This is a genomic window from Caulobacter sp. AVps16, from assembly GCF_058681455.1.
In genome coordinates this window covers 823,607-844,965 of the sequence record NZ_CM178739.1, presented here as the reverse complement: position 1 = coordinate 844,965, position 21,359 = coordinate 823,607, and the positions used below count along the sequence as shown (strand labels likewise).

The following is a 21,359-nucleotide window of genomic DNA, read 5'->3' as shown; positions in this document are numbered from 1 at the left end:
CCTGCTGGTCCGACTCGATGGCCTCAGGCTCTCACCCGTCACAGGCACGCCGCCTCGACAGAGGCGCGCTGGACGATGGACATGACGGGGAGCTCTGAAAGGGTGCGGCTAGGCCGCCAGTCGACGCCAGACCTGGCGATCGGCCTCGACATTGGTCAGGAAGCCTTCCTTCTGACGGGTCAGGAGCGCGCCCATCACATCAAGGCCAAGCTGGGCATAGCGCAATTGCACCATGCTGGGCAGGCAGCCACGGCCAGGGGCGATGAACAGGGCCGCATTGACTTCCGGAGCCTTGGAAATGATCAGCGAGGCCAGACGCTTGGCCCGCTCCGGGTCCTTCCGGTGCAGCAAGGGCTCTTCGGCATACAGTTCACGGCCCAGCTCACCGACATAGCTCAGGGTGAGCTTCGAAAAACGATCGCGCGGCACCGGCGGCGCAAGTTCGCTCGCATCGAAGCTGAAAACGACATCGTTCATCAAAAAAAGCATGGTGGAGCGGCGTTGATCTCTGTTGCGACGGGACGCCCAGAGATTGCACCGGTCGGGCTTTAAGTCTGGTTTAGGAGCGCGGTTAACGGAACTTAGGCCTAAAGCCGGTGCCCTGGCGCAGGCGGCGGGACCGCTTTGTCCCGACTAGGCTTCCACCGTCTCGGTCAGAAAGTGGCGTCCGTCGCGGTCCTCGATCTCGATCACCCAGATGTCGGGATCGATCCGTGCCGCCCTTTCGGCATAGGCATCCAGATCGAGTTCGAAATCCGACTTGATCGGCTGCATCCAGAAGCGTTCGCCGTCGCCACGCGTGGCCTCGGCGAACAGGCGGGCCCTGTTCTCGCGGCGATCGACGGCCTTGACCAGCACCGCCCCGGCCCGGGCATCGCCCTTGCGCGCCACGGTGGCGAAAGCCCCCGCCAGTTCAGCCCGGCGGATCAGCGCGCTGACCCAGATATCCGTAGAAAGGAGCATGCTAACCGAACCGCAATACCGAGGCCGCTAGGTTCGGCCCTTCAAGTCGGCAAGCATACGAGAAACGACGCGGATGACGTACCCCAAAGGTCGATGGGCGCAATGGACGGGACTGGTGATCGGCGGAACGGTCGCGCTCTTCCCCGGCATCCTGTTCGCCGCCAATGCCGCGGATCAGCTCTATGAACGGACCCTGATGACGGCCGCCGACGGCCGGTGCCGTCTGTTTGCCCCCGCCATCGGCTCGGCCCTGGACGCCGCGCGGGCCCAGGCACGCGGTGCGACCCTCAGGTCCGGGGCCACCCAGGCCCAGGTCGAGGCCCTGGAAGGCCGCGCCCGGTCCAAGGCCGCCGCTGCCGCCTGCAATTCCAAGGACCTGACCACCGCCGCCGAACGGGTGCGCGGAGCCTTTGAAGCCTATGCCACCCTGCAGAAGATGACCTATCCGGGCGACGTGGCCAGCTGGCAGGCCGACCGCCCCGTCTCAGCAACCTTCCCGGTCTGGCGACTGTCGCAACCCAGCACCTTCGGCCCTGACCGGCTAATCTTCGGCCTGGCCGGCCGCGCCAAGGCGGTAATGGCCGTGGCCACCTTCGCAGACGGAGCCCAGCCCTATGCAGCCCGCCTGGTGATGCGCGATCCGGCCCGCACCCAGGGCCCCTATATCGACGCCCGTGGCGGCCGGAGCCTGTCAGCCAAGGTCGCGCCGCGTTCGGCCAGCCAGGTGTTCAATGCCGAGACCCGCGACGAAGCGGCCCTGACCCTGCTGCCGACCGGGGCCAAGACCGGGATGGGTTTCCGCTTCCCGATGGCGGCGGCCGAAGCCCTGTCTCTGCTCGACCCGCGCGAGGCCGTGATCCTGGAGTTCACCTTCGCCGGCCGCAATGGCGGCGATCTGGTGCGCAAGGCCTATGTCGAGGTCGGGGACTTCGCGGCGGGCCGGGCGTTCTTGCGTTAGGTCTGGCGCGGCCGTTACGCGACCCTCGCCCCCCTAGCGCGGCGAAAACGCAATCACATTGTCGCCGAGGCTGGTTGGCGGCTCGGGGTTCGGCGGCGTGTCCGTGGGCTCCGGTCCGGACGGCGGCTCGGACGGTGGGGTCGGGGCTTTCAGAGGTGCCAGAAGTACCGGCAGGCGCACAGAGACGCTGGTGCCCGCGCCCATCCGACTTTCGATATGCATCTCGCCGCCATGCAGCTTGGCAAAGGCGCGAACCAGAGACAGTCCAAGCCCAGTGCCCTTGGCTCGCTGATCAGCGCCACCGGCCTGCTCATAGGGACGGCCCAGGCGTTCGAGGTCTTCCGGACTGATGCCGACGCCGGTGTCGGCGACCACGATCTCGAGCACGCCGTCATAGCCGTCGGCCGTGACCGTCACCTGACCGCCGCGCGGCGTGAACTTCAGGGCGTTGGAAATCAGGTTCAGGACGATCTGCTTGAGCGCCCGGCGATCGGCATCGACCTCGAGATCATTGGGCGGCAGCACGCCGCGCAACTGCACCCCGGCTCCGTCAGCCTGGACGCGCATCAGCCGCATGGCCGCCGTCATCGCCTCACGGGCATCAAACACGCCCCGCTGCAGTTCGAAGCGCTCGGCCTCGATCTTGGACATGTCCAGCACGTCATTGATCAGGTCCAGCAGATGACCGCCGCTTTCGTGGATCAGTTCCGCGTACTCGCCGTACCGGTCGCTGAGCGGGCCGAACATCCGGGCGCGCATGATGTCGGAAAAGCCCATGATCGCATTGAGCGGCGTGCGCAGTTCATGACTCATATTGGCCAGGAACCGGGCGCGGCCGGCGGCCAGGGCCTCGGCGTCGGCGCGGGCGCGGTCCAGGTCGGTCTCGCGGGTCCGCTCAACGGTCACGTCGCGCAGCAGGCCGACCAGCATCACCGGCGAGACGCGCTGCAGGTCGAGCGCGACGATCCGCTCGACGCCCAGGGCCGGATTGAAGGTCAGGCTGATCTGGCCCTCGCGGAAGGCCCGGGCGATAGCCTCTCCAATCCGCTGGCGGTCATTGGGTGCGGCGGCAGCGGCAAGGCCGCGCGTGGCGATGTCCGGCACCATCACCCCCGGGGGGGGCGTGCCGCGGACGTCGGTCACCCGCCCCTTGGTGGTCACGGCAATGGCCAGTTGCGGCAGACCGTCCAGCATGACCTCGAGGGCGGCCAGTTCGGCGGTGTGGCGTGTGTCCCGCGCGCCGAAGCGGCGATGGCCGATCAGCAGGCCCGAGGCCAGGCCGAGGCCCGTGGTGGTCAGGGCCAGAAAACCGAGGATAAAGGCCAGAGCCCCGGTCGGCGGGGTCGGTGTCAAACCAGCAAGTTGCGCCAGGGCCGCGACGCTGCCACCGATCAAAGAGAGAGCGGCACCTTCGGCCAGTCGACGCGACGAGACGAGGGTAGAGGCGGCCGCCACGGGGGCCAGACACCAGGCTGCCATGGCCCCGGAGACGCCGCCGGTCAGCATGGCTGCGGCAGATCCGCCCACCGCCCACAAAACCAGCAGAATCGACTGTATCCGGTCGTCCTCGCGCGGGGTCTCGCCCGAGACCGGCAGGGACAAAAGGGCTGGAGCCGCACCCGCCAGGAACGCTGCCCAGACCGGCCAACTGAACTGTCCGGGCAGCAGGGCTGTCGCCAGTGCGGCCAGGGCGATCGCCGCCAGCCAGCCCAGACGCCACAGGCGCGCGGGTCCGAGGCCGCGCTTTGAGCGCGCAGTCCGCTTGTACGGGTCGGGCAGCAGTTCGAATTCCAAACCGAGCGACTCTTTCCATGCGGCACCCATCAGCGCCGTGCCCCGACCCTAACGCGCTTGAAGCCTTCCCTCCAGACCACTCAATCGTCGAGCGATCCTCGCCGGTGCGCGGCCTGTGGACGGAAACGGAATCGTAAGCGCCTGCCGGGTAAGGTTACGACTGCGCCAAAGCGGACAGAAGGTCCGGGAGCCTATCGCATGCCTGAACCGGCGTCCCTCGACGCATCACCCGACTATGACGCCAAGGCCGAGCGACGCGCTGCGGCTCACAGGCGTCGTCGGGCTGCGCTGGACGACCGCAAGCGCTCGTTTCTGCGTATGGTCAGTCATGAACTCCGCACGCCCCTGAATGCCGTGATCGGCTTTTCCGAGATCCTGTCCCGCGAGCTCTATGGTCCCCTCGGCGCGCCCCAGTACCGGGAATATGCGGAGATCGTCCATGACAGCGGCCTGAAGCTGCTGAAGCTGGTCAATCAGATCGTCGAAATTGCCCGGCTCGAGGGCCATGTCACCGACCTCGACCTTGCGCCCGAAGGCCTGGATGAGGCCATTGAGGACGTTGTCGAACAGTACAGAACCGAGAGCGCCCAGCGTCAGGTCACTGTCACTGTTCCAGGGGTAGGAACCCTGCCGACGGTCATGGCCGACAGCCGCGGCCTGCGCACCCTGTTGGGCAATCTGCTGCAGAACGCCATCCATCATTCGCCGGCAGGGGGCGAGGTCTGCATCTACGCCCAGGCCCTGCCAGGCGGCCTGGTCGAGATCGCCCTGGTCGATCAGGGTCCGGGTGTCGAGCCTGAAGAATTGCCACGTCTGCTGCGCCCCTTCGAACAGGGTGGCACCACCCTGACCCGAACCAGCGAGGGTGCAGGCCTTGGCCTGCCGATCGTCGACCTGCTGTCCCGGGCCATGGGTGGCGGATTGCGTCTGACCTCGCGTCCGGGGGCCGGCCTGACGGCACAGGTCACGCTCGCCGAAGCCTGACGCTTGCCAGCGCCCCGCCGCGCGCCTAAGTGGCGGCCATGACACGCCCAATCGACGCCGCTCTCGCAGAACTCGCCGACGAGTTCGAACTGCTGGGCGACTGGGAAGAACGCTATCGCTATGTGATCGAACTGGGGCGGGACCTGGCCCCGCTGAGCGACGCAGAACGGTCCGACAGCAACAAGGTTCTCGGTTGCGCCAGCCAGGTCTGGCTGGTGACCGAGCCCCGGGATGGCGGGATCATCGACTTCCGCGGCGACAGCGACGCCCATATCGTCAGTGGACTGATCGCCATCCTTTTGCGGCTCTATTCAGGCCAGCCCGCGGACGTCATTGCCAGCTTCGACGCCAAGGCGGCCCTGGACAGGCTGGGCCTGTCGGAAGCCCTCTCTTCCCAGCGATCGAACGGGCTGAAGTCCATGGTCGCCCGCATCCAGCGCGATGCCCAGGCCGTTCTGGGCCAGGGTGCCCGCGGCTAGGCTCCCTAGAAGAAGCCCGCTCGATTGCCGATGAACAGGATCGCCACCACTACCAGGAGAAGCTGGATGATCCAGTTCACGGGCGAAGGAATGGGCGACCGCTGAACGACGTAAAGGGCCAGTCCCAGCAGGACCAGGACGACGATGATGATGATCAGGATACTCATGCCAGCTTAACCGCCCGGGTTCAGGTTGGTTCCACGGCCCGCTTGAGGCCGAAGCGGGAAGCGCCTATGGCCTCGCGCAGATGACGTCCGATCCCAAAGCCTTCCGCGTCGCCGCGCTTTACCGGTTCACGCCTTTCGACGAGCCAGCCGCCCTGCAGGGACCGCTGGCAAAGGCCTGCTGCGCCGTCGGCGTCAGGGGCACGCTTCTACTGGCCCGAGAGGGGATCAACGGCACGATCGCCGGCACCGACGCCGCCATCCGGTCCGTACTGGACCATATCCGTGCCCTCCCCGGCTGCAGCGATCTGGAACCCAAGACCGCCTGGGCAGAGACCATGCCCTTTCATCGCATGAAGGTGCGACTGAAGAAGGAGATCGTCACCCTGGGCCTGCCGGACCTCGATCCCGCGAGCCATGCCGGGACCTATGTCGAGCCCGCCGACTGGAACCGGCTGATCGCCGATCCCGAGGTCCTGGTGATCGACACCCGCAATGACTACGAAGTGGCCATCGGTGCCTTCGAACGGGCCGTGGACCCCAGGACCACCAGCTTCTCGGCCTTTCCCGACTGGTTTCGCAGCTACCGCGCCGGGCTGGAGGCCCAGCAGGGTCCGAACGCCCCACCGCTGAAGGTGGCCATGTACTGCACGGGCGGCATTCGCTGCGAGAAGTCGACTGCCTTCCTGAAGTCAGAAGGCATTGCGGATGTCTTCCACCTGCGGGGCGGGATCCTCGACTATCTGGAGCAGGTCCCCGAGGCCGAAAGCCTGTGGCGCGGCGAGTGCTTCGTGTTCGATGAGCGGGTGGCCGTCGGCCACGGCCTGTCGCCGGGAACCCACGACCTCTGTCGCGGCTGCCGTCGTCCGGTCAGCCCGGAGCAGAAGACCTCCCCGCTCTATGTCGAGGGCGTCGCCTGCCCCGCCTGCCATGACCAGCGCGACGACGCCAGCAAGGCCCGCTATGCCGAACGCCATCGTCAGGTCGCCCGGGCGCGGGATCTGGGCATTGCCCATGTCGGTGCCAGGCTGGACACAAGCGAAGACTGACAGGGCCGAGGGATCGCCTGGTCCGCCCCGGCGTTAAGGCAGGCAATCGCAGCCAGGAGCCTCCCCATGTCCCATACCAACGAAGACCACATCAAGCTCGTCAACAGCCTGGTCGAGACCACCATCGACAGCGCCGACGGCTATGCCGAAGCGGCCAAGGATGCCGAAAGCGCGCGGTACAAGACACTGTTCCAAGACCGGGCGCAGGAGCGTCGCACCGTGGCCACCGCGCTGCAGGACGAGGTCCGCCGGCTCGGCGGCGAACCCAAGGATGACGGCACGATCCTCGCCGCAGCCCATCGGGTTTTCGTCAATCTGCGCGACAGCCTCTCCAAGGGTGACGACGCCGTGATCAACGAGGTCGAGTCCGGCGAGGACTTCATCAAGTCCCGGTACGAAAAGGCCATGAAGGACACCGATGTCGACATCCACACCCGGGCGGTGATCGAGAAGGCTTGGGCCTCGGTGAAGTCGGGCCACGACCAGATGCGCGACATCAAGCACATGCTGAAGCACTGACGACCGGCATGCGGCGGGACCAAAGGGTCCCGCCGCCTGGCAGGCCTTGTCAGCCAGACCTGCTGAAGCGCCCAGGTCGGAAAGGGCTCAGGCCATGCGATAGTGGCTGACCAGCCGCTGCAGGGCCAGTTTGAGAACCGTCTTGCCGGCCCGCCTCGGCAGGCCCAGGGCACGCTCGGCGGCCTCCAGGGCGGTCCCGGCCAGACAGACATGCTCCAGAATCTCGCGCAGGCCAGGGCCCGCCGCTTCCAGCGCGGCCGCGATCCGGTCCTTGGCGGCCCGGGCCCGTTCGGCGGGCTCCAGTCCGGGACCACGCCCAGCGGACCGGGGCGTCGCGTCCCAGGACATGGTCAGACGGCCGACCGTTCCGGCGCGATGAAAGTCCTCGCGCAGCCGCTCACCCGCCGCCGCCTCGACCGGCGCGAGCCAGGGCCGTCCCTGCCCGTCGCGACGCCGGGCCAGCCAGGCCAGGGGCGACTCGCCCAGATTGGCCCGAAAGGCGGCACGGCCAACACCCGGCTCCTCAAGCAGCTTCTCGCCCTCAATGATCCCAGGTCGCCCCGGCGGTGGCGCAGGACGGCCTAAGGGCGCGAAGACCAGGGTCCAGCCACCCTGGGCTCGGGGCTTCAAGGACGCCAACCGCACCAGCACCTCAAAGGCCGGCTCATCGATGACCAGCATCGGACGCCGCCGACGATTGGGTCCCAGTCGCACGGCATAGCCCAACGGGGCGGCCTCGATCACCGCGCCCGGCCGGGCAAGAAGCCGGGCCGCACGATGGGCCAGATGCTCGGTCGCCAGATCTGGGGCTCCGCTCATAGCGCTCCCTCCAGAACCCGACGCGGGGCCTGGCGGAGGCATTCCTCCAGTGCGGCCAGGCGGGCGTCAAACCCGGCATCCTCGCGCAGATCCTCGATCCTGTGACAGGCATGGGCACAGGTTGTGCGGTCCCGGCCAAAGGCAAAAGCCACCCGGTTCAAGGGCCAGTGAAAGGTGACATGGGTCAGATAGATGGCGATCTGCCGCGCGCGCGACGCGGCCAGGCTGGTGCGCTTCTGGGCCGCGATATCCCCGGGCGAGACATCGGTCGCCAGGGCGACCAGATGGGTGACGAAGGCAACCGCGAGGCGGTCGCGGCGAGGATCGGGTGTGACCCCCATGACCTCTTCGAGAGCAAGAACCAACATGGCGTCCTCAAATCTAATGGGCGATCATGCGACCACGACTCGATGTTAGGTTGAATTTCGCCGATGAGGATAATTTTCCTATCGTGACGCACAAGTAGGAAAATAAGCCGTTGAAAACCCTACGTCCGACTTTGTCCTATCCCCGTTCAGCAACGGGGATAAGGTCGATGGCGCGATAGGTGGCGAGCATGGCTTTGCGCCATTCAGGGCCCGTCGCCGCGCCTTCGGCCCGCAGAGCCTGACAGGCCGCCAGAGCTGCGGCCTGTCCAGTGACAGGGTTTTCGGCCAGCAGATGGGACGGGCATCGGGCGCGCAGCGCCTCGACGAGCGCCGCCGGCGGAGCTTGGCCCTCCGCCAGCCACTGCTCGGACCTCTGGAACCCGTCACCACAGAGGCGCTCGAACATGGACTGCGAACCGGACTGCAGCCGGACATGTCCCTCGGGATTGATCCCGATCATGGGGAAGGCAGGAGCCAGGGACGGAAGCGCATGATTGGCGTAGATCCGCATGCCCCAGTAGGATCCGGCAATCCGCGCAAAATGAGGAACATCCTCGATCTCGGCGAACCCGGACTCCTGCACGGGCAAGATCTCGATCTTGGGCTTTTTGACATCAACCGTGTCGTTGGCGACGTCGATATAGAGCCCGCCGAACTGGAACGCGTTCTGAAAGTATTTCTCCCGCAGTGCGCCCCAAAGATGCCGCCCGGAACCGCCATTGCGGAGGAAGGCGCTGATGGCGCGCTCACCCGGGCCGACAGGGCGCGCGAGCCGCTTGCGCAAGCGTTCGGCGACATCCTGCGAGATCTCCCAGCAATAGCCGAGGGGATAGGGCTTGCCATAACGGCGGGCACCGTCTCGTCCGAGGGCCTGGTCGGTCTCGACGCGTAAGGACAGCAGGGCCTGCTCGATCTCAGCGATGGCCGGGATCAGAAAGCGGTCGGTCAGGGCGGATTCGCGAGGCGTAACCACTAGTGTAGTCAATGTCGTCTGCGGCAAGGGGGACTTCAATCTTCAAACCCGCTCGGGACGGCAGAGCAACACGCCCGAGTGTCGGGCAGACCTAGTCGGCGGGTAAAGCATCGAAGCCCAAAGACTGTCCAGCCGGAATAATCGCGCCGCGACAGGTGACCACGCGCCCAGCCAGGGCATGAGCCCGCGCCACGGCTGTCTCAATCGGCAATCCCGCAAGCCTCGCCGACAGATAGGCGGCATTGAAGCTGTCGCCCGCCCCTGTCGTGTCCAGCGCCTTCACCCGGGGTGGAGCCGGGGTGGCCGTGCGGCCCTCAGGCCTGTGGACATTGACCGCATGACTTTCGTCGCGGGCAACGACCTCGCCCCCACCTGCCGCCCACTGCGCGGCGAGGTCCTCGGCCTCCCGGCCGTAGAGCGGTCGCGTATCCTCGCTGCTCAGAGAGATGTAGCGACAGGCGGGAACCACGCCGTCCAGCGCGGCTCGGGCCGCCTCAGGACCGGGCCACAGGGCGGGACGATAGTTGAAGTCGAGAGCCACGGCCACGCCCAGGGAATGGACATAGGCCAGGACATCCTTCAGCCGCGCCCGGCCGATATCGCCGATGACCGCCAGGGTGACGCCGGACAGGTAGACAAGATCACTGGCCCTGGCCGCCTCGATCAACTGGTCGGCGGTATGTTCAGAAAACAGGTCGCGGATAGGGGCCCGTTCACGCCAGTAGTGGAACTTCCGCTCGCCACTGTCGTCCAGGACGATGGCATAGAGGCCCGGCAGGCGATTGCTGACCTCGCGGATCAGGCGGGTATCCAGCCCCTCGCGCCGCATGGCCGCCAGGACACCGTCACTGAAGGGATCACCCTGGCCCAGGGCCGTGCAATAGGCGACCTGATCACCGAGCCGGGCCATATAGACAGCGGTATTGAAGGTGTCGCCGGCAAAGCCCATCCGGTAGAGCGGCGCGCCGTCGGCCGACAGGCCGTCCGGCGACATCTCGACCATGCATTCGCCGAGCACTGTGATTTTGGCCATGACACCGGTTTCTCACTGGATCTGCGGCAGTCTTAAAGTGTTTTCGCCTGCCGAGTTAGTGGGCCCGGACGGGTTTTGCTTCGCCCTCTGAGACCCGCCATCCTGCAGGATCCGTCCACCGGATCAGCTTGCCGGAAACCTGGAAAAGGTCTCGGTTGAGGCCAGGATCAGATGGTCCGCGACGGCATTTTCGCGATGCGGATTGCCACGGGCGTAGTCTGCGGACGTAACCATGTCGAGAAAGGCGGCGCGCGACGGATACCGAACGAGGACGATGTAGTCCCACAGAACCGTCGAGGGCGGGCCAATCGCGACACCTTCAGGCTTGCCACTCCAGAGAATTGCGCCGCCGAGCGCCTTGATCAAAGGCACCGTATTGGCGCTGTACCGCAGATAGGCATCCCAGCCCGTGCCATCGCCGTCGGCAGAATGCTCGCGAAAGCGCAGGAAATTGACCATCACAACCGGCCCGTTGTCGGGCAGGTCGCGCATAAGCGCCTCATTGACGTGAACTGGCAGGGACATCGAACCGACTCTCTGTGAACCTCGAGCCTGAAACAGGACTGCTTACGGACCTGCCGCCCTGAAGCGGGCGGCGGGGTTTAGGGCTTCTGTTGCTGGGCAATCCAGGCGTCGATCTTCTGCTCCAGGACCGCCATGGGCAGGGAGCCCTGCAGGAGCACCGCATCGTGGAACTTGCGCTCGTCGAACCGGTCGCCAAGCGCGGTTTCGGCCCGCTTGCGCAGTTCGAGGATCTTCAGCTCACCGATCTTGTAGGCCACAGCCTGGCCGGGCCAGGACACGTAGCGGGCCAGCTCGACCTCGATATTGACCGGCGACAGGGCCGTATTGTCGGTGAAACAGGCGCGTGCCTGCGCCAGGCTCCAGCGCTTCCAGTGGATGCCGGTATCGGCCACCAGCCGGCAGGCCCGCCACATCTCGTACGACAGGCGGCCGAACAGTTCATAGGGATCGCGATAGATCCCCATCTCCTCGCCCAGCCATTCGGAATAGAGGCCCCAGCCCTCTCCGAAGGCATTGAAATAGAGGCCCTTGCGGAACTCGGGCACACCCGTCTGTTCCTGGGCCAAAGAGGTCTGGGTGTGATGCCCGGGCGCGCCCTCGTGCAGCACCAGGGCCGGCAACTCGTACAGCGCCCGCTGGTTCAGCTCGGAGGTGTTGATCATCAGCCCCCCGGCCCGTCCGACCTTGGGATCTCCGCCGAAGTAACGGCCCGTGGTGTAACCCTGCTCGATGCTGGCCGGCACCGGTCGCACGCCATAGCTCAGGCGCGGCAGGACCCCGAAATGGGCCGGCAACTGGTCGTCGGCGCGCTTGGCGATCTCGCTGGCCTTTTCCAGCAACTGCTGGCGGCTGGTCGGGTAAAATTTCGGGTCCTTGCGCAGATAGGCGATGAACTCCGGCAGCGTGCCCTTGAAGCCGGTCTGGGTCATCACCGTCTGCATCCGGGCGCGGATGCGCGCGACCTCACTCTGGCCGATCTCATGGATCTGGTCCGGCGTCATGGTCGTGGTCGTGTGGCGACGGGCCAGGAAAGCGTAGTAGCGCTGGCCATCGGGCAGATCGACGGCGGCCAGGCTCTTGGCGGCCTTGGGCAGATACTCGGTCTCCATGAAGGTGACGAAGCCGGCTCGGGCCGGGGCGACCTTCTCGGCCAGCACCTTTTCGCCCTGCGCGATCAGGGCCGCCTTGCGGTCGGCGGGCACGCTGGTCGGCAGCGCGCGCAGGGGCGCCAGCAGCGGCTCTTCCGCCACCGGAGTCGCCGCCATGCGCCTAGCGCGATCGAGCACCGACTGCGCGGTGGGAGTGGCTTGAACGAAACCGGTATCGATGCCGCGCCGGGCATTGGCGATATTTGCGTCGTACCAGTCAGGGGTCTTGGACAGAAGCTCCAGCCACTTGGCGGCCTCGGCCTCATTCTTCAGACGCATGCCATTGGCGCGATACAGCAAGGTGACGTCGAAGCCGCCGTCGCTGCTGAACGGCATGCGCGACTCATCGAACGACAGGCCCTCGAGGCGCTCGGAAATCGCAAAATTGAGCAACTGGAGGGTCAGGCGCTCATCGGGATCAAGGCGCTCGACGATGACGCCGGTCAGCAGGCTCTGGGCATAGGACAGCTTGGCCTTGCGGGCCGCATCGGCCGCCGGCCCCACCGGTGGCAGCCGCCAGCGCGCAGCCTCGGCGCCGCCCCCGTCATCGTCCTCGCCGCCGGCGTTGGCCGCTTCATAGGTCTTGATGGCCTGGGACAGCTGGTCGCCATCAGGATGGGCCCAAGCGGCGCTCCCCGTCATCAGGGTGGCTATCATCAGGCCAGAAACAGCCCAGCGAACAGGATGGCAGTTGGTCATGAACTTCCCCGGAAACGCGATGCAAAAGCGTTAGATCAGGAATCGAGACGAGGCCAAAGGCGGCTCGCCGCTTTTTGGGCGGCCTTGGCGGGTCTGATTTGCGGGGTCCTAAGAGAAATTGGAGCGGGCGAAGAGATTCGAACTCTCGACCCCAACCTTGGCAAGGTTGTGCTCTACCACTGAGCTACGCCCGCATCCGGATTTCTCGGGTCTCGTTCCACTCTCCGAACCGGGAGAAATGGAGCGGGCGAAGAGATTCGAACTCTCGACCCCAACCTTGGCAAGGTTGTGCTCTACCACTGAGCTACGCCCGCATCGTGGAAGCGAAAAAACCGCCCCGCGACGAGGAGGCGGCTTATGGCAGAGCGATCTCACCTTGGCAAGCGCCCTTTGAGGGGTTGCGGAGCGCGGTCTTTCAGGGGCTCATTCAGCCCCTGTTTTTCGGGGTGGCGGAGTTTCGACCTTGCGTCTGTTCGTGTTCGGTCTGGGCTATGTCGGCGCGGCTTTCGGCCAGGCGCTGCAGGCTCGGGGCTGGGATATCGCCGCCACGGCACGCTCGCCGGAACAGGCGGCGAAGCTGCGGGCGGCCGGGATCGAGCCTGCCGATCCCGATGACCGTGACGCCATGGCGGCGGCCCTGTCCGGGGCCAAGGCGGTCCTGGTCACCGCCCCGCCCGGCGAAAGCGGCTGTGCAGCCCTGGAATCGGTGATCCCCGCCCTGGCCCAGTCGGGGGCCTTTCCCGACTGGATCGGCTATCTGTCGACCACAGGCGTCTATGGCGACTTTGAGGGTCGCTGGGTGTTCGAGACCTCGCCCCTCAAGGCACAGTCGGTCGAGGGAGCCCGCCGGGTCGGGGCCGAACGCGACTGGCGCCAGGTCGGGCGCGGCATGGGCCTGACCGTGACCACCTTCCGCCTGCCCGGCATCTACGGTCCCGGCCGCAGCGCTCTGGATCGCCTGCGCGCCGGCGAAGGCCGCCGCATCGTCAAGCCGGGCCAGGTGTTCAGCCGGATCCACCTGGACGACATTGTCTCGGGCCTTCTGGCCTCGCTGGACCAACCCCGGGCCGGAGGCATCTATAATCTCTGCGACGACGAGCCGGCCCCGCCGCAGGACGTGATCGAATATGCGGCCAAGCTGCTGGGCATTGCCGTTCCGCCCGACCTGCCCTTCAACGCCCTGGGCCTGTCGCCCGCCACGCGCCGCTTCTATGCCGAGAACAAGCGGGTCTCGAACGCTAGGGCCAAGGCGGAGTTGGGCTGGCGGCCCAAGTATCCGACCTATCGCGAGGGATTGAGGGCGATTCTGGAGCGCGAGGTTTAGGCGCTCCCCCTCAGGGGAAGTCTCTCGAAGCCCCCTACTCCTCGTCCGGCCCGATATCCGCCGCCGCCCAGGCCGCCGCAGAGGCCAGGCTGGCACCCCGCGCCCTGGCGGCCCTGGCCAGCCGCCGTGCAACCGGGTCGTCATCGACCTCGACCAGTGACCGCGCCTCGACCACCGCTGCAACCAGCCGCTCCAGATCCTGCGGCCGGGACAGCCGGTGATCACCGTCCCGGATCAGGGTGAAGACCACATCGTCGCTCTTCAGGGCATTGACCAAGGTCAGCGCATGGCTCCACGGCACGTCGGGATCAGCGCCGCCCTGCAGAACCCGCACCGGAACCTCGATCGGAACCTCGCCCTGGAGGATCGACCACCGCGCGCCGTCTTCCAGCAACTGCCGGGTGATGGCGTAGCCGCCGTCGTCATAGTCGGAAGGCCGAATCCAGAAGCCGTCCCGGGCGATGGCCGTCCGGGCGTCCGGCGACAGTTCCGGCTCCATCAGTTTCTCGGTGAAGTCCGGGGCCGGCGCGATCAGCACCATGGCCTTGACCCGTTCGGGCCGGGCCATGGCGGCCAGGCAGGCGATCCAGCCGCCCATCGACGAGCCGACCAGCACCAGCGGCCCCTCGGTCAGATCGTCGATCACGGCCAGGGCGTCCTCACGCCAGCGGCTGATCGTGCCGTCGCGAAACTGGCCGTCGGACTCGCCATGGCCGAAATAGTCGAAGCGCAGATAACCGCCGCCTGTGGCCTCTGCGTGATCGGCCAGGACCTGGGCCTTGGTCCCGGTCATGTCGGAATGAAAGCCGCCCAGCCAGACGACCATCGGGCCTTCGCCGGCCACCCGGCGATAGGCGATGCGCTGATTGTCGTCGCGAACCAGAAACTCCGGGGATTCGGTCATGGCGCGGCCTCGTTCCTTTCGCTAACTAAACGCGTCATCTCAGCCGAGAGTCGCGTGCCCGACCTACCCGCCGATTTCACCTTGCTGCAGGTCACCCCCGAACTGGAAACGGGCGGAGCCGAGCAGACGACGATAGATGTCGCTCGCGCCGTCGTGGCGCAAGGCGGCAAGGCGTTGGTCGCAACAAAGGGCGGACGCATGGCCGCCCGCCTGGAAGCTGACGGCGGCCGACTTGTGCAGATGCCGGCCCAGACCAAGAACCCGCTGGTCATGCTGGGCAATGCTGCTCGGCTGGTCGACCTGATCCGCCGTCAGAAGGTGACTCTGGTGCATGCCCGTTCCCGAGCCCCGGCCTTCAGCGCCCTGTGGGCCGCCCACGCGACCAAAGTGCCGTTCGTCGCCACCTATCATGGCGTCTATAATGCCCGCTCCAATCTGAAGCGCTGGTACAACGCGGTCATGACGCGGGGTGACCTGGTCATCGCCAATTCGGAATACACCCGCGCCCATGTCATCCGGGAACACGGGATTGCTCCGGAACGGGTGGTGGCCATCCCGCGCGGCGTGGACCTCAAGCGCTTTGAGCCCGACCAGGTCAGTGCCGAGCGGCTCGAGACCCTTCGCGCCGCCTGGGGTCTGGCGGCCGACGAGCCCCGGCTCAAGGTCGTGCTGGCCGGGCGGCTGACGCGCTGGAAGGGACAGTCCCTGCTGATCGAGGCCATGGCCCGGCTGAAGGCCGCAGGTGACCCGGAGGTCCTGCTGTTGCTGGTCGGCGATGACCAGGGCCGCAAGGCCTATCGCGGTGAGCTGGAAACCCAGATCGCCGCCGCCGGTCTCCAGGACGATGTGAAGATCGTCGGCCATTGCGATGACATGCCGGCCGCCTATCTGTTGGCGGACCTGGCGATCGCGCCGTCCCTGGAGCCCGAAGCCTTCGGCCGTACGGCGGTCGAACCCCAGGTGATGGGACGTCCGGTCCTGGCGGCCGATCACGGTGCTGCGCGCGAGACGGTCGTCCCGGGCGAGACCGGCTGGCTGGTGGCTCCGGGCAACGCCGAAGCCTGGGCTGCTGCCCTGGAGACGGCCCGGCAGGCGGGTCCGTCGAACCGACACGCCATGGGCCAGGCCGCCCGGGCCCGTGCTCGGCGGTTGTATTCAGTGGACGCCATGTGCGAAGCCACCTTGAACGTCTATGCGCGCGTACTGGAAGCCAGAGTTTTGGAGCGGAGACCGTGAGTAAGGAAATCAAGAAGGTCCTGGTGATCAAGCTGGGGGCCCTTGGCGATTTCGTGCTCGCACTGGCGGCGATGAAGAAGATCCGCCAGGCCCATCCCAAGGCCAAGATCACCCTTCTGACCACGCCCCCGTTCGAAGCCCTCGCCAAGCTCAGCCCCTATTTCAACAGCGTCGAAACCGACGGTCGCCCGATGGATTTCGGCGACATCACCCGGATGCTGGGCCGCCTGCGCAAAGCCCGTTACGACCGCGTCTATGACCTGCAGACCAACAGCCGCACCAACTGGTACTATCAGGCCCTGCGGCCGTTTCCGCCGCAGTGGAGCGGCATCGCCTTCGGTTGCTCGCACCCCCAGCGCGGTACGGCCCGCCAGTCGATGCACACGCTGGAGCGCCAGGCCGACCAGCTGCGCGCCGCCGGAATCTGGCCTGATGCGCCGGTCGAACCCGGCAATGCCCCGCCGCCGGACCTGTCGTGGATTCTGCGACGCCACAAGGAAGCGCGCCCGGTTGCCGGTGCGGCCGCCCCGCGTCCCTATGTGCTCTTCGTCCCCGGCGGCTCGGCCCACCGGCCGGAAAAGCGTTGGCCGGTTGAGGCCTTTGCCCAGCTGGGCTCACTCCTGAAGGCGCGAGGCCTGGACATCGTCATCATCGGCGGTCCGCAGGAAAGCGCCATGGCCCGGCAGATCCAGAAGGCGGTCGGCCAGGCCCGCGACCTGACCGGACGCACCGACTTTGCTCAATTGGCTGTCCTGGGCGCCAAGGCGGCCCTGGTGGTCGGCAACGATACCGGCCCGACGCATTTGCTGGCGGCGGCCGGGGCCCCGACCATCGCCCTGTTCTCCGGCGCTTCGGATCCAGAACTCTGTGGCCCGCGCGGCCATGTTGCGGTCATCCGGTCGCCAGACCTCAAGGCCCTGCCGGTCTCGACCGTGGCCAGCGCCGCCATGTCGCTGCTGCCGTGATCTCCAGGACCTAAGGACCCCGGAAGGTCGGCCGATCCAGCGCCTGAAAACCGGCCCTTCCGGCCCGCCGATCGGCCTTGCGTCCAAATGGATTGGACGCGCTGACGCCTGTTTGGCTCGCGCCGCTTGATAGGGGGCACCCGACAGGTCATATATCACTTTCTCGCCGCGCGCTTTCGCGCAGCGCGACTACCTTCAACTGTACCGGAGCCGCCCCTATTCGCCGTCCTATGCAAACGCCGCCCGTCAAAGACGGACCGCGTATCAACGATGAAATCCGCGTCCCGCGCGTCCTGCTGATCGACCAAAACGGCGAGAAGCAAGGCGAGATGCCGACCGCCTCCGCCCTCGAAGCGGCCGAGGAAGCTGGCCTGGACCTGGTGGAAATCGTTCCGAACGCCAATCCTCCCGTCTGCAAGATCCTGGACTACGGCAAGTTCAAGTTCCAGGAGCAGAAGAAGAAGAACGAGGCGCGCAAGCGGCAGAAGATCGTCGAGCTCAAGGAAATCAAGCTCCGGCCCAATATCGACATCCACGATTACGAGGTTAAGGCCAAGGCCATGACCCGGTTCTTCGAGGAGGGCGACAAGGTCAAGGTGACCCTGCGCTTCCGCGGCCGTGAAATGGCGCACCCGGAACTGGGCATGAAGCTGCTGATCAAGGTGAAGACCGACTTCGAGGAAATCGCCAAGGTCGAGTACGAGCCGCGCATGGAAGGCCGGCAGATGATCATGATCCTGGCCCCCAAATAGGGCGGCCAGCGGTCAGATAGACAAACGCCCCGGCCTTGGCCGGGGCGTTTTGCGTTCGGGGGCGGCGCGCCAGGTCGTCGCGGTTGCCAGATTGCCGTCGCGGACGACAGCGAATGGGCGTATTCCGGCGGCCCTTCGAAAGCCCCGACCATGACAGAGCCCCTTCCCGCTGCCGCCTCCCAAAGCCCCCGGGCGCTCTATGTCCTGCTGCTGGTGGTGTTCATCAACCTGGTCGGGTTCGGGCTGGTTATTCCGCTGCTGCCCTTCTACGCCCAGTCGCTGAAGGCTGAGCCCTGGCAGATCACGGCGCTGTTTTCGGCCTACAGCCTGGGGCAGTTCTTTGCCGAACCCTTCTGGGGAAGACTGTCTGACCGCATCGGTCGTCGGCCGGTGCTGATCGTCACCATCCTGGCCAATACCCTGTCCTATATCGCCCTGGCCTTTGCCCCCAACATCCTGGCCGCCTTCGCCATCCGGCTGATCGGCGGGTTTGCCACCGGCAATATCTCGACCATCCAAGGCTATATGGCCGACGTCACCCCGCCGGAGAAGCGCGCGGGGCGTATGGGTCTGCTGGGTTCGGCCTTTGGGGCCGGCTTCGTGGTCGGACCGGCCCTGGGCGGCCTTCTCGCCCATCCGGAAGCCGGACAGATCGGCTTCCAGATCCCGCTCTTTGCGGCCGCCGGCATGGCCGCCCTCGCCGCCCTGGGCGTCTTCCTGTTCGTCGTCGAAAGTCGCGCACCCAGCGCGCCGGACGCGCCGCGCCCCCATCGCCGCGAAGCCCTGCAGGCCGCCAGGAGCCATCCTGTCCTGTCGCGCGTCCTGCTGGTCACCCTGGTCTCGACCGCCGCCTTTGCGGGCATGGAATCGGTCTTTGGCCTGTGGACCCATGCCCGCTTCGACTGGGGCCCGCGCCAGGTTGGCCTGTGTTTCGCCGTTATCGGGATCGTCGCCTCGATCGGCCAGGGTGTCGTGACCGGCCGGCTGGCCCGGCGATTTGGCGAGCCTTTGGTCCTGACCACCGGCCTGTCGATCATTGCCCTGAGCCTGGCCATGACTCCTTTCGCGACCAGCGGCACGGTCGTACCGCTGTTCGTAGGCCTGACGGCCATGGGACAGTCCCTGGTCTTTCCCTGTGTCGCCGCCCTGATTTCGCGCGCTACCCCGCCGGACCAGCAGGGCGAGATGCTGGGCCTGAACATGGCCGCAGGCTCGCTGGCCCGCATGGGTGGCCCCCTGCTGGCAGGTCCGCTGTTTGGCCTGAACATCGCCGGCCCCTACTGGTTCGGGGCCCTGTTGACCCTGCCGGCGATCTGGCTGGCGGCCAGTCTGGCGAAACGGGCAAAGACGGCGGCTTGAACACGAGCACTCTCGACAACCCTAGCGAGCGTCGGTAGCGTTTCGCCTATGGGGTTGTGTGGGGGTTCAATGCTTAAGCCGTTTTCAGTTGCCACCCTGGCTTTGCTGGCTTGTGTCGGCGTGGCTCAGTCTGCGCCACTTGAAGCCTACGGGCGCCTGCCGGCCATGAGATCCGTCGAGATCTCCAGTGATGGCCAGAAGCTGGCCTATATCCGCAGCGACGGAGAGCGCTCGACCATTGTCGTGCAGGCCTTGGACGGCACGATCCTGCAAGCTCTCGAAATGGGCGATCGCAAGGTTCGCAACGTGGAATGGACTGATCCCAACCACGTCCTGATCCGTATCACCGAGACCACGACGGTCGGTGACATCTTCTATGCCGGCGAGTTCGCCTTGGGAGCCAGCCTCAACGTGACCACCGGCGGTGCCGCCGCCGTGCCCAAGCGAACCGTCCAGCGCGTAGCCAATTCGCTCTTCTCCAGCCGCGGGGGCACCTATCGCGGCAAGCCGGTGATCTATGCCGGGTTGCTGGCGACCGACGGTCCAAACATGCAGCAGAAAGACAGCAGCCTGGACCTCTACCGGATCGATCCGGACACCGGCGTCGGGCAGGTGCACCAGCGCGGTGACTACACGACCGGTCAATATCTGTTCAAATCCGATGGCGAAGTGCTGGCGCGCACCCGGTATCAGCCTGAAGACGGCCGCTGGTCGCTGGACCTGCGCCAGGATGGCTGGCGCGAAGCCTATGCGGTCACTGCCAGGATCGATACGCCCGATCTGGTCGGACGCTCGCTCGACGAGACATCCATCATCCTGAATGTCTGGGATGAAAAGGAGCAGGTCTGGAACCTGAGACCGATCCCGATCGCCGGCGGCCCCCTCGGCGAACCCATCGGTTCAGGAGATGTCGGCATCGTTCTCGACACCGAACACCGGGTGATCGCCTTCACCTCCCAGGCCATCTATCGCGAGTATGACGTCAAGGAGCCGCGACTGGCCACAGGATGGGCGTTGATCAAACAGCTCTTCGCCGGGCGACAACTCTATCTGACCTCCTTCACCCCCGACTACGGCAAGCTGGTCGTCTATGTCGAAGGCACCGGCGAGCCCGGCGGCTTCTATCTGGCCGATCTCGCCGCCAAGAAGGTCAAGCGCATCGGCGGGGCCTATCCTGGCCTGACCGGTGCCGACGTCGCCCAGGTGCGGGCCATCAAGTACAAGGCCGCCGACGGCCTGGAGATTTCCGGCTATCTCACCGTACCCAATGGCAAGGACGCCAAGAACCTGCCCCTGATCGTGCTGCCGCATGGCGGCCCCCAGGCGCGCGATACGGCGGGCTTCGACTGGTGGGCGCAAGGCCTGGCCTCACGCGGCTATGCCGTCCTGCAACCCAATTTCCGGGGCTCCTCCGGCTATGGCCATGCCTTCCTGGAAGCCGCCTATGGCGAGTGGGGCGGCAAGATGCAGACGGATCTTTCCGACGGTGTCCGCGCCCTGGCCAAGGCCGGCACAATCGATCCCAAGCGGGTGTGCATAGCGGGTGCCAGCTATGGCGGTTATGCAGCCCTCGCCGGCATCACGCTGGACAAGGGGGTCTATCGCTGCGCCGTCGCAGTGGCCGGCGTTTCCGACATGGCCAAGATGCTGGAAAAGGAAATCAGCCAAGGCGGCGTCAACCGTCCCGGTGTCCGATACTGGAAGCGTTATATGGGCGTGGACAATCCGTCTGATCCGAAACTGGCCCAGCGCTCGCCGGTCAATTTTGCCGCTCAGGCTGATGGCCCGGTCCTGCTGATCCACGGCAGGGACGACACCGTCGTCTATTTCGACCAGAGCACGGCCATGCGGGACGCACTCAATCGGGCCGACAAGCCGGTGGAGTTTGTCAGCCTGAAAGCCGAGGATCACCACCTGTCGCGGGAGGGCACCCGCCAGCAGGCCATGGCCGCCATGGTGGAATTTCTGGAACGGAACAATCCGCCCAACTGACAAGGATGCGCAGGGGCGGTCCCTCCGCCCTTGCCTTCCCCGACTCTTTCCCGTACTAACCCCGCCTTTCCGGAACCGCCTGGCTTATTGGCATGCCATGGCGGTTCGTCTTGCTATCCCAGAGGACGGGGCGAAAGCTCCGACGCGAAATGCCTAAGTTGAAGACCAAGTCAGGCGCTAAGAAGCGCTTCAAGATCACGGCCACGGGCCTGCTGAAAGCCGGCGTCGCCGGCAAGCGTCACCGTCTGATCGGCCACAACGGCAAGTACATCCGCCAAAACCGCGGCACGAAGGTCATGAGCGAATCCGACGCCAAGACCATCCGTTCGTACCTGCCCTACGGCCTTTAAGA

Annotated in this window: 23 protein-coding genes and 2 tRNA genes; 12 read left to right on the top strand and 13 right to left on the bottom strand. The window is 66.1% G+C overall.

Features of this window, described 5'->3' with window-relative positions; genetic code table 11:
- Positions 1-108: 108 nt before the first annotated feature.
- Together ACW17U_RS04025 and ACW17U_RS04020 are read right to left on the bottom strand one after the other, a co-directional pair.
- Positions 109-489 (bottom strand): hypothetical protein, encoded by a 381-nt coding sequence (locus tag ACW17U_RS04025; RefSeq protein WP_062147908.1) that lies wholly within the window; start codon positions 487-489, stop codon positions 109-111.
- A 144-nt stretch (positions 490-633) separates the two neighbouring features.
- Positions 634-963, bottom strand: a complete 330-nt coding sequence (locus tag ACW17U_RS04020) for a DUF1491 family protein (protein WP_492054941.1) — start codon at positions 961-963, stop codon at positions 634-636.
- A gap of 73 nt (positions 964-1,036) precedes the next feature.
- Between ACW17U_RS04020 and ACW17U_RS04015 the strand changes: the two genes are divergently transcribed.
- Positions 1,037-1,921, top strand: a complete 885-nt coding sequence (locus ACW17U_RS04015; protein WP_062147914.1) for a hypothetical protein — start codon at positions 1,037-1,039, stop codon at positions 1,919-1,921.
- Positions 1,922-1,954: 33 nt separating this feature from the next.
- On the opposite strand, the gene ACW17U_RS04010 is transcribed toward ACW17U_RS04015, so the two are convergent.
- The gene (locus tag ACW17U_RS04010) at positions 1,955-3,715 is read right to left on the bottom strand and encodes a sensor histidine kinase (RefSeq protein WP_492054940.1); all 1,761 of its coding nucleotides are present in this window, start codon (positions 3,713-3,715) and stop codon (positions 1,955-1,957) included.
- A gap of 198 nt (positions 3,716-3,913) precedes the next feature.
- Here ACW17U_RS04010 and ACW17U_RS04005 point away from each other — a divergent pair, with 198 nt between their 5' ends.
- Both ACW17U_RS04005 and ACW17U_RS04000 read left to right on the top strand, forming a co-directional pair.
- Positions 3,914-4,699, top strand: coding sequence for a sensor histidine kinase (locus ACW17U_RS04005; protein ID WP_492054939.1), 786 nt, complete (start codon positions 3,914-3,916; stop codon positions 4,697-4,699).
- A gap of 38 nt (positions 4,700-4,737) precedes the next feature.
- The gene (locus tag ACW17U_RS04000) at positions 4,738-5,178 is read left to right on the top strand and encodes a SufE family protein (RefSeq protein ID WP_062147922.1); all 441 of its coding nucleotides are present in this window, start codon (positions 4,738-4,740) and stop codon (positions 5,176-5,178) included.
- A 5-nt stretch (positions 5,179-5,183) separates the two neighbouring features.
- Here ACW17U_RS04000 and ACW17U_RS03995 read toward each other — a convergent pair whose 3' ends face one another.
- Positions 5,184-5,345, bottom strand: coding sequence for a hypothetical protein (locus tag ACW17U_RS03995; protein WP_166504230.1), 162 nt, complete (start codon positions 5,343-5,345; stop codon positions 5,184-5,186).
- A gap of 80 nt (positions 5,346-5,425) precedes the next feature.
- On the opposite strand from ACW17U_RS03995, the gene trhO reads away from it, so the two are divergent.
- The gene (trhO, locus tag ACW17U_RS03990) at positions 5,426-6,391 is read left to right on the top strand and encodes an oxygen-dependent tRNA uridine(34) hydroxylase TrhO (RefSeq protein WP_492054938.1); all 966 of its coding nucleotides are present in this window, start codon (positions 5,426-5,428) and stop codon (positions 6,389-6,391) included.
- A 66-nt stretch (positions 6,392-6,457) separates the two neighbouring features.
- Complete coding sequence (locus tag ACW17U_RS03985; protein ID WP_492054937.1) at positions 6,458-6,910, top strand: PA2169 family four-helix-bundle protein; 453 nt, start codon at positions 6,458-6,460, stop codon at positions 6,908-6,910.
- 87 nt (positions 6,911-6,997) lie between these two features.
- Here ACW17U_RS03985 and ACW17U_RS03980 read toward each other — a convergent pair whose 3' ends face one another.
- The 8 genes from ACW17U_RS03980 to ACW17U_RS03945 form a co-directional block, all read right to left on the bottom strand.
- On the bottom strand, positions 6,998-7,729 hold the full coding sequence (locus ACW17U_RS03980; RefSeq protein WP_062147932.1) for a DUF6456 domain-containing protein: 732 nt from the start codon (positions 7,727-7,729) through the stop codon (positions 6,998-7,000).
- Positions 7,726-8,097, bottom strand: a complete 372-nt coding sequence (locus tag ACW17U_RS03975; RefSeq protein WP_492054936.1) for a helix-turn-helix domain-containing protein — start codon at positions 8,095-8,097, stop codon at positions 7,726-7,728. The genes ACW17U_RS03980 and ACW17U_RS03975 overlap by 4 nt, the downstream gene beginning before the upstream one ends.
- A 136-nt stretch (positions 8,098-8,233) precedes the next feature.
- Positions 8,234-9,070 (bottom strand): hypothetical protein, encoded by an 837-nt coding sequence (locus ACW17U_RS03970; protein ID WP_492054935.1) that lies wholly within the window; start codon positions 9,068-9,070, stop codon positions 8,234-8,236.
- Positions 9,071-9,161: 91 nt separating this feature from the next.
- The gene (locus ACW17U_RS03965) at positions 9,162-10,103 is read right to left on the bottom strand and encodes a sugar kinase (protein ID WP_492054934.1); all 942 of its coding nucleotides are present in this window, start codon (positions 10,101-10,103) and stop codon (positions 9,162-9,164) included.
- A 123-nt stretch (positions 10,104-10,226) separates the two neighbouring features.
- A complete protein-coding gene (locus ACW17U_RS03960; protein WP_492054933.1) occupies positions 10,227-10,628 on the bottom strand; it encodes a DUF1330 domain-containing protein in 402 nt (133 codons plus the stop codon).
- A 77-nt stretch (positions 10,629-10,705) separates the two neighbouring features.
- Entirely contained in the window at positions 10,706-12,418 is a 1,713-nt protein-coding gene (locus tag ACW17U_RS03955; protein WP_492054932.1) for a DUF885 domain-containing protein, read from the bottom strand.
- Positions 12,419-12,594: 176 nt separating this feature from the next.
- A tRNA-Gly gene (locus tag ACW17U_RS03950) sits at positions 12,595-12,669 on the bottom strand.
- Between the two features lie 45 nt (positions 12,670-12,714).
- A tRNA-Gly gene (locus tag ACW17U_RS03945) sits at positions 12,715-12,789 on the bottom strand.
- A gap of 149 nt (positions 12,790-12,938) precedes the next feature.
- Between ACW17U_RS03945 and ACW17U_RS03940 the strand changes: the two genes are divergently transcribed.
- On the top strand, positions 12,939-13,799 hold the full coding sequence (locus tag ACW17U_RS03940) for an SDR family oxidoreductase (protein WP_492054931.1): 861 nt from the start codon (positions 12,939-12,941) through the stop codon (positions 13,797-13,799).
- 34 nt (positions 13,800-13,833) lie between these two features.
- On the opposite strand, the gene ACW17U_RS03935 is transcribed toward ACW17U_RS03940, so the two are convergent.
- Positions 13,834-14,703, bottom strand: coding sequence for an alpha/beta fold hydrolase (locus tag ACW17U_RS03935; RefSeq protein ID WP_492054930.1), 870 nt, complete (start codon positions 14,701-14,703; stop codon positions 13,834-13,836).
- 54 nt (positions 14,704-14,757) lie between these two features.
- Between ACW17U_RS03935 and ACW17U_RS03930 the strand changes: the two genes are divergently transcribed.
- The 6 genes from ACW17U_RS03930 (at position 14,758) to rpmI (ending at position 21,357) form a co-directional block, all read left to right on the top strand.
- The gene (locus tag ACW17U_RS03930) at positions 14,758-15,939 is read left to right on the top strand and encodes a glycosyltransferase family 4 protein (protein ID WP_492054929.1); all 1,182 of its coding nucleotides are present in this window, start codon (positions 14,758-14,760) and stop codon (positions 15,937-15,939) included.
- Positions 15,936-16,904 carry a glycosyltransferase family 9 protein gene (locus tag ACW17U_RS03925; protein WP_492054928.1) on the top strand — a complete coding sequence of 323 codons (969 nt, stop codon included), beginning with the start codon at positions 15,936-15,938 and terminating at the stop codon, positions 16,902-16,904. Before ACW17U_RS03930 ends, ACW17U_RS03925 begins: the two co-directional genes overlap by 4 nt.
- A 230-nt stretch (positions 16,905-17,134) precedes the next feature.
- On the top strand, positions 17,135-17,656 hold the full coding sequence (infC, locus tag ACW17U_RS03920) for a translation initiation factor IF-3 (protein ID WP_062147966.1): 522 nt from the start codon (positions 17,135-17,137) through the stop codon (positions 17,654-17,656).
- A gap of 150 nt (positions 17,657-17,806) precedes the next feature.
- On the top strand, positions 17,807-19,015 hold the full coding sequence (locus tag ACW17U_RS03915) for an MFS transporter (protein ID WP_492054926.1): 1,209 nt from the start codon (positions 17,807-17,809) through the stop codon (positions 19,013-19,015).
- 165 nt (positions 19,016-19,180) lie between these two features.
- Positions 19,181-21,007: an alpha/beta hydrolase family protein gene (locus ACW17U_RS03910; RefSeq protein WP_492054925.1), complete on the top strand. Its 1,827-nt coding sequence runs from the start codon at positions 19,181-19,183 to the stop codon at positions 21,005-21,007.
- Between the two features lie 149 nt (positions 21,008-21,156).
- Positions 21,157-21,357 carry a 50S ribosomal protein L35 gene (gene rpmI, locus ACW17U_RS03905; protein WP_007672148.1) on the top strand — a complete coding sequence of 67 codons (201 nt, stop codon included), beginning with the start codon at positions 21,157-21,159 and terminating at the stop codon, positions 21,355-21,357.
- Positions 21,358-21,359: the final 2 nt, after the last annotated feature.

Coding starts and splice junctions, on each gene's coding strand:
- ACW17U_RS03935 (WP_492054930.1), bottom strand. CDS start 14,703: ATGACCGAATCCCCGGAGTTTCTGGTTCGCGACGACAATCAGCGCATC.
- ACW17U_RS04005 (WP_492054939.1), top strand. CDS start 3,914: ATGCCTGAACCGGCGTCCCTCGACGCATCACCCGACTATGACGCCAAG.
- ACW17U_RS03995 (WP_166504230.1), bottom strand. CDS start 5,345: ATGAGTATCCTGATCATCATCATCGTCGTCCTGGTCCTGCTGGGACTG.
- trhO (WP_492054938.1), top strand. CDS start 5,426: ATGACGTCCGATCCCAAAGCCTTCCGCGTCGCCGCGCTTTACCGGTTC.
- ACW17U_RS04020 (WP_492054941.1), bottom strand. CDS start 963: ATGCTCCTTTCTACGGATATCTGGGTCAGCGCGCTGATCCGCCGGGCT.
- ACW17U_RS03910 (WP_492054925.1), top strand. CDS start 19,181: ATGAGATCCGTCGAGATCTCCAGTGATGGCCAGAAGCTGGCCTATATC.
- ACW17U_RS03960 (WP_492054933.1), bottom strand. CDS start 10,628: ATGTCCCTGCCAGTTCACGTCAATGAGGCGCTTATGCGCGACCTGCCC.
- ACW17U_RS03985 (WP_492054937.1), top strand. CDS start 6,458: ATGTCCCATACCAACGAAGACCACATCAAGCTCGTCAACAGCCTGGTC.
- infC (WP_062147966.1), top strand. CDS start 17,135: ATGCAAACGCCGCCCGTCAAAGACGGACCGCGTATCAACGATGAAATC.
- ACW17U_RS04015 (WP_062147914.1), top strand. CDS start 1,037: ATGACGTACCCCAAAGGTCGATGGGCGCAATGGACGGGACTGGTGATC.
- ACW17U_RS03965 (WP_492054934.1), bottom strand. CDS start 10,103: ATGGCCAAAATCACAGTGCTCGGCGAATGCATGGTCGAGATGTCGCCG.
- ACW17U_RS03980 (WP_062147932.1), bottom strand. CDS start 7,729: ATGAGCGGAGCCCCAGATCTGGCGACCGAGCATCTGGCCCATCGTGCG.
- ACW17U_RS03915 (WP_492054926.1), top strand. CDS start 17,807: ATGACAGAGCCCCTTCCCGCTGCCGCCTCCCAAAGCCCCCGGGCGCTC.
- ACW17U_RS04000 (WP_062147922.1), top strand. CDS start 4,738: ATGACACGCCCAATCGACGCCGCTCTCGCAGAACTCGCCGACGAGTTC.
- ACW17U_RS03955 (WP_492054932.1), bottom strand. CDS start 12,418: ATGACGGGGAGCGCCGCTTGGGCCCATCCTGATGGCGACCAGCTGTCC.
- rpmI (WP_007672148.1), top strand. CDS start 21,157: ATGCCTAAGTTGAAGACCAAGTCAGGCGCTAAGAAGCGCTTCAAGATC.
- ACW17U_RS04025 (WP_062147908.1), bottom strand. CDS start 489: ATGCTTTTTTTGATGAACGATGTCGTTTTCAGCTTCGATGCGAGCGAA.
- ACW17U_RS03975 (WP_492054936.1), bottom strand. CDS start 8,097: ATGTTGGTTCTTGCTCTCGAAGAGGTCATGGGGGTCACACCCGATCCT.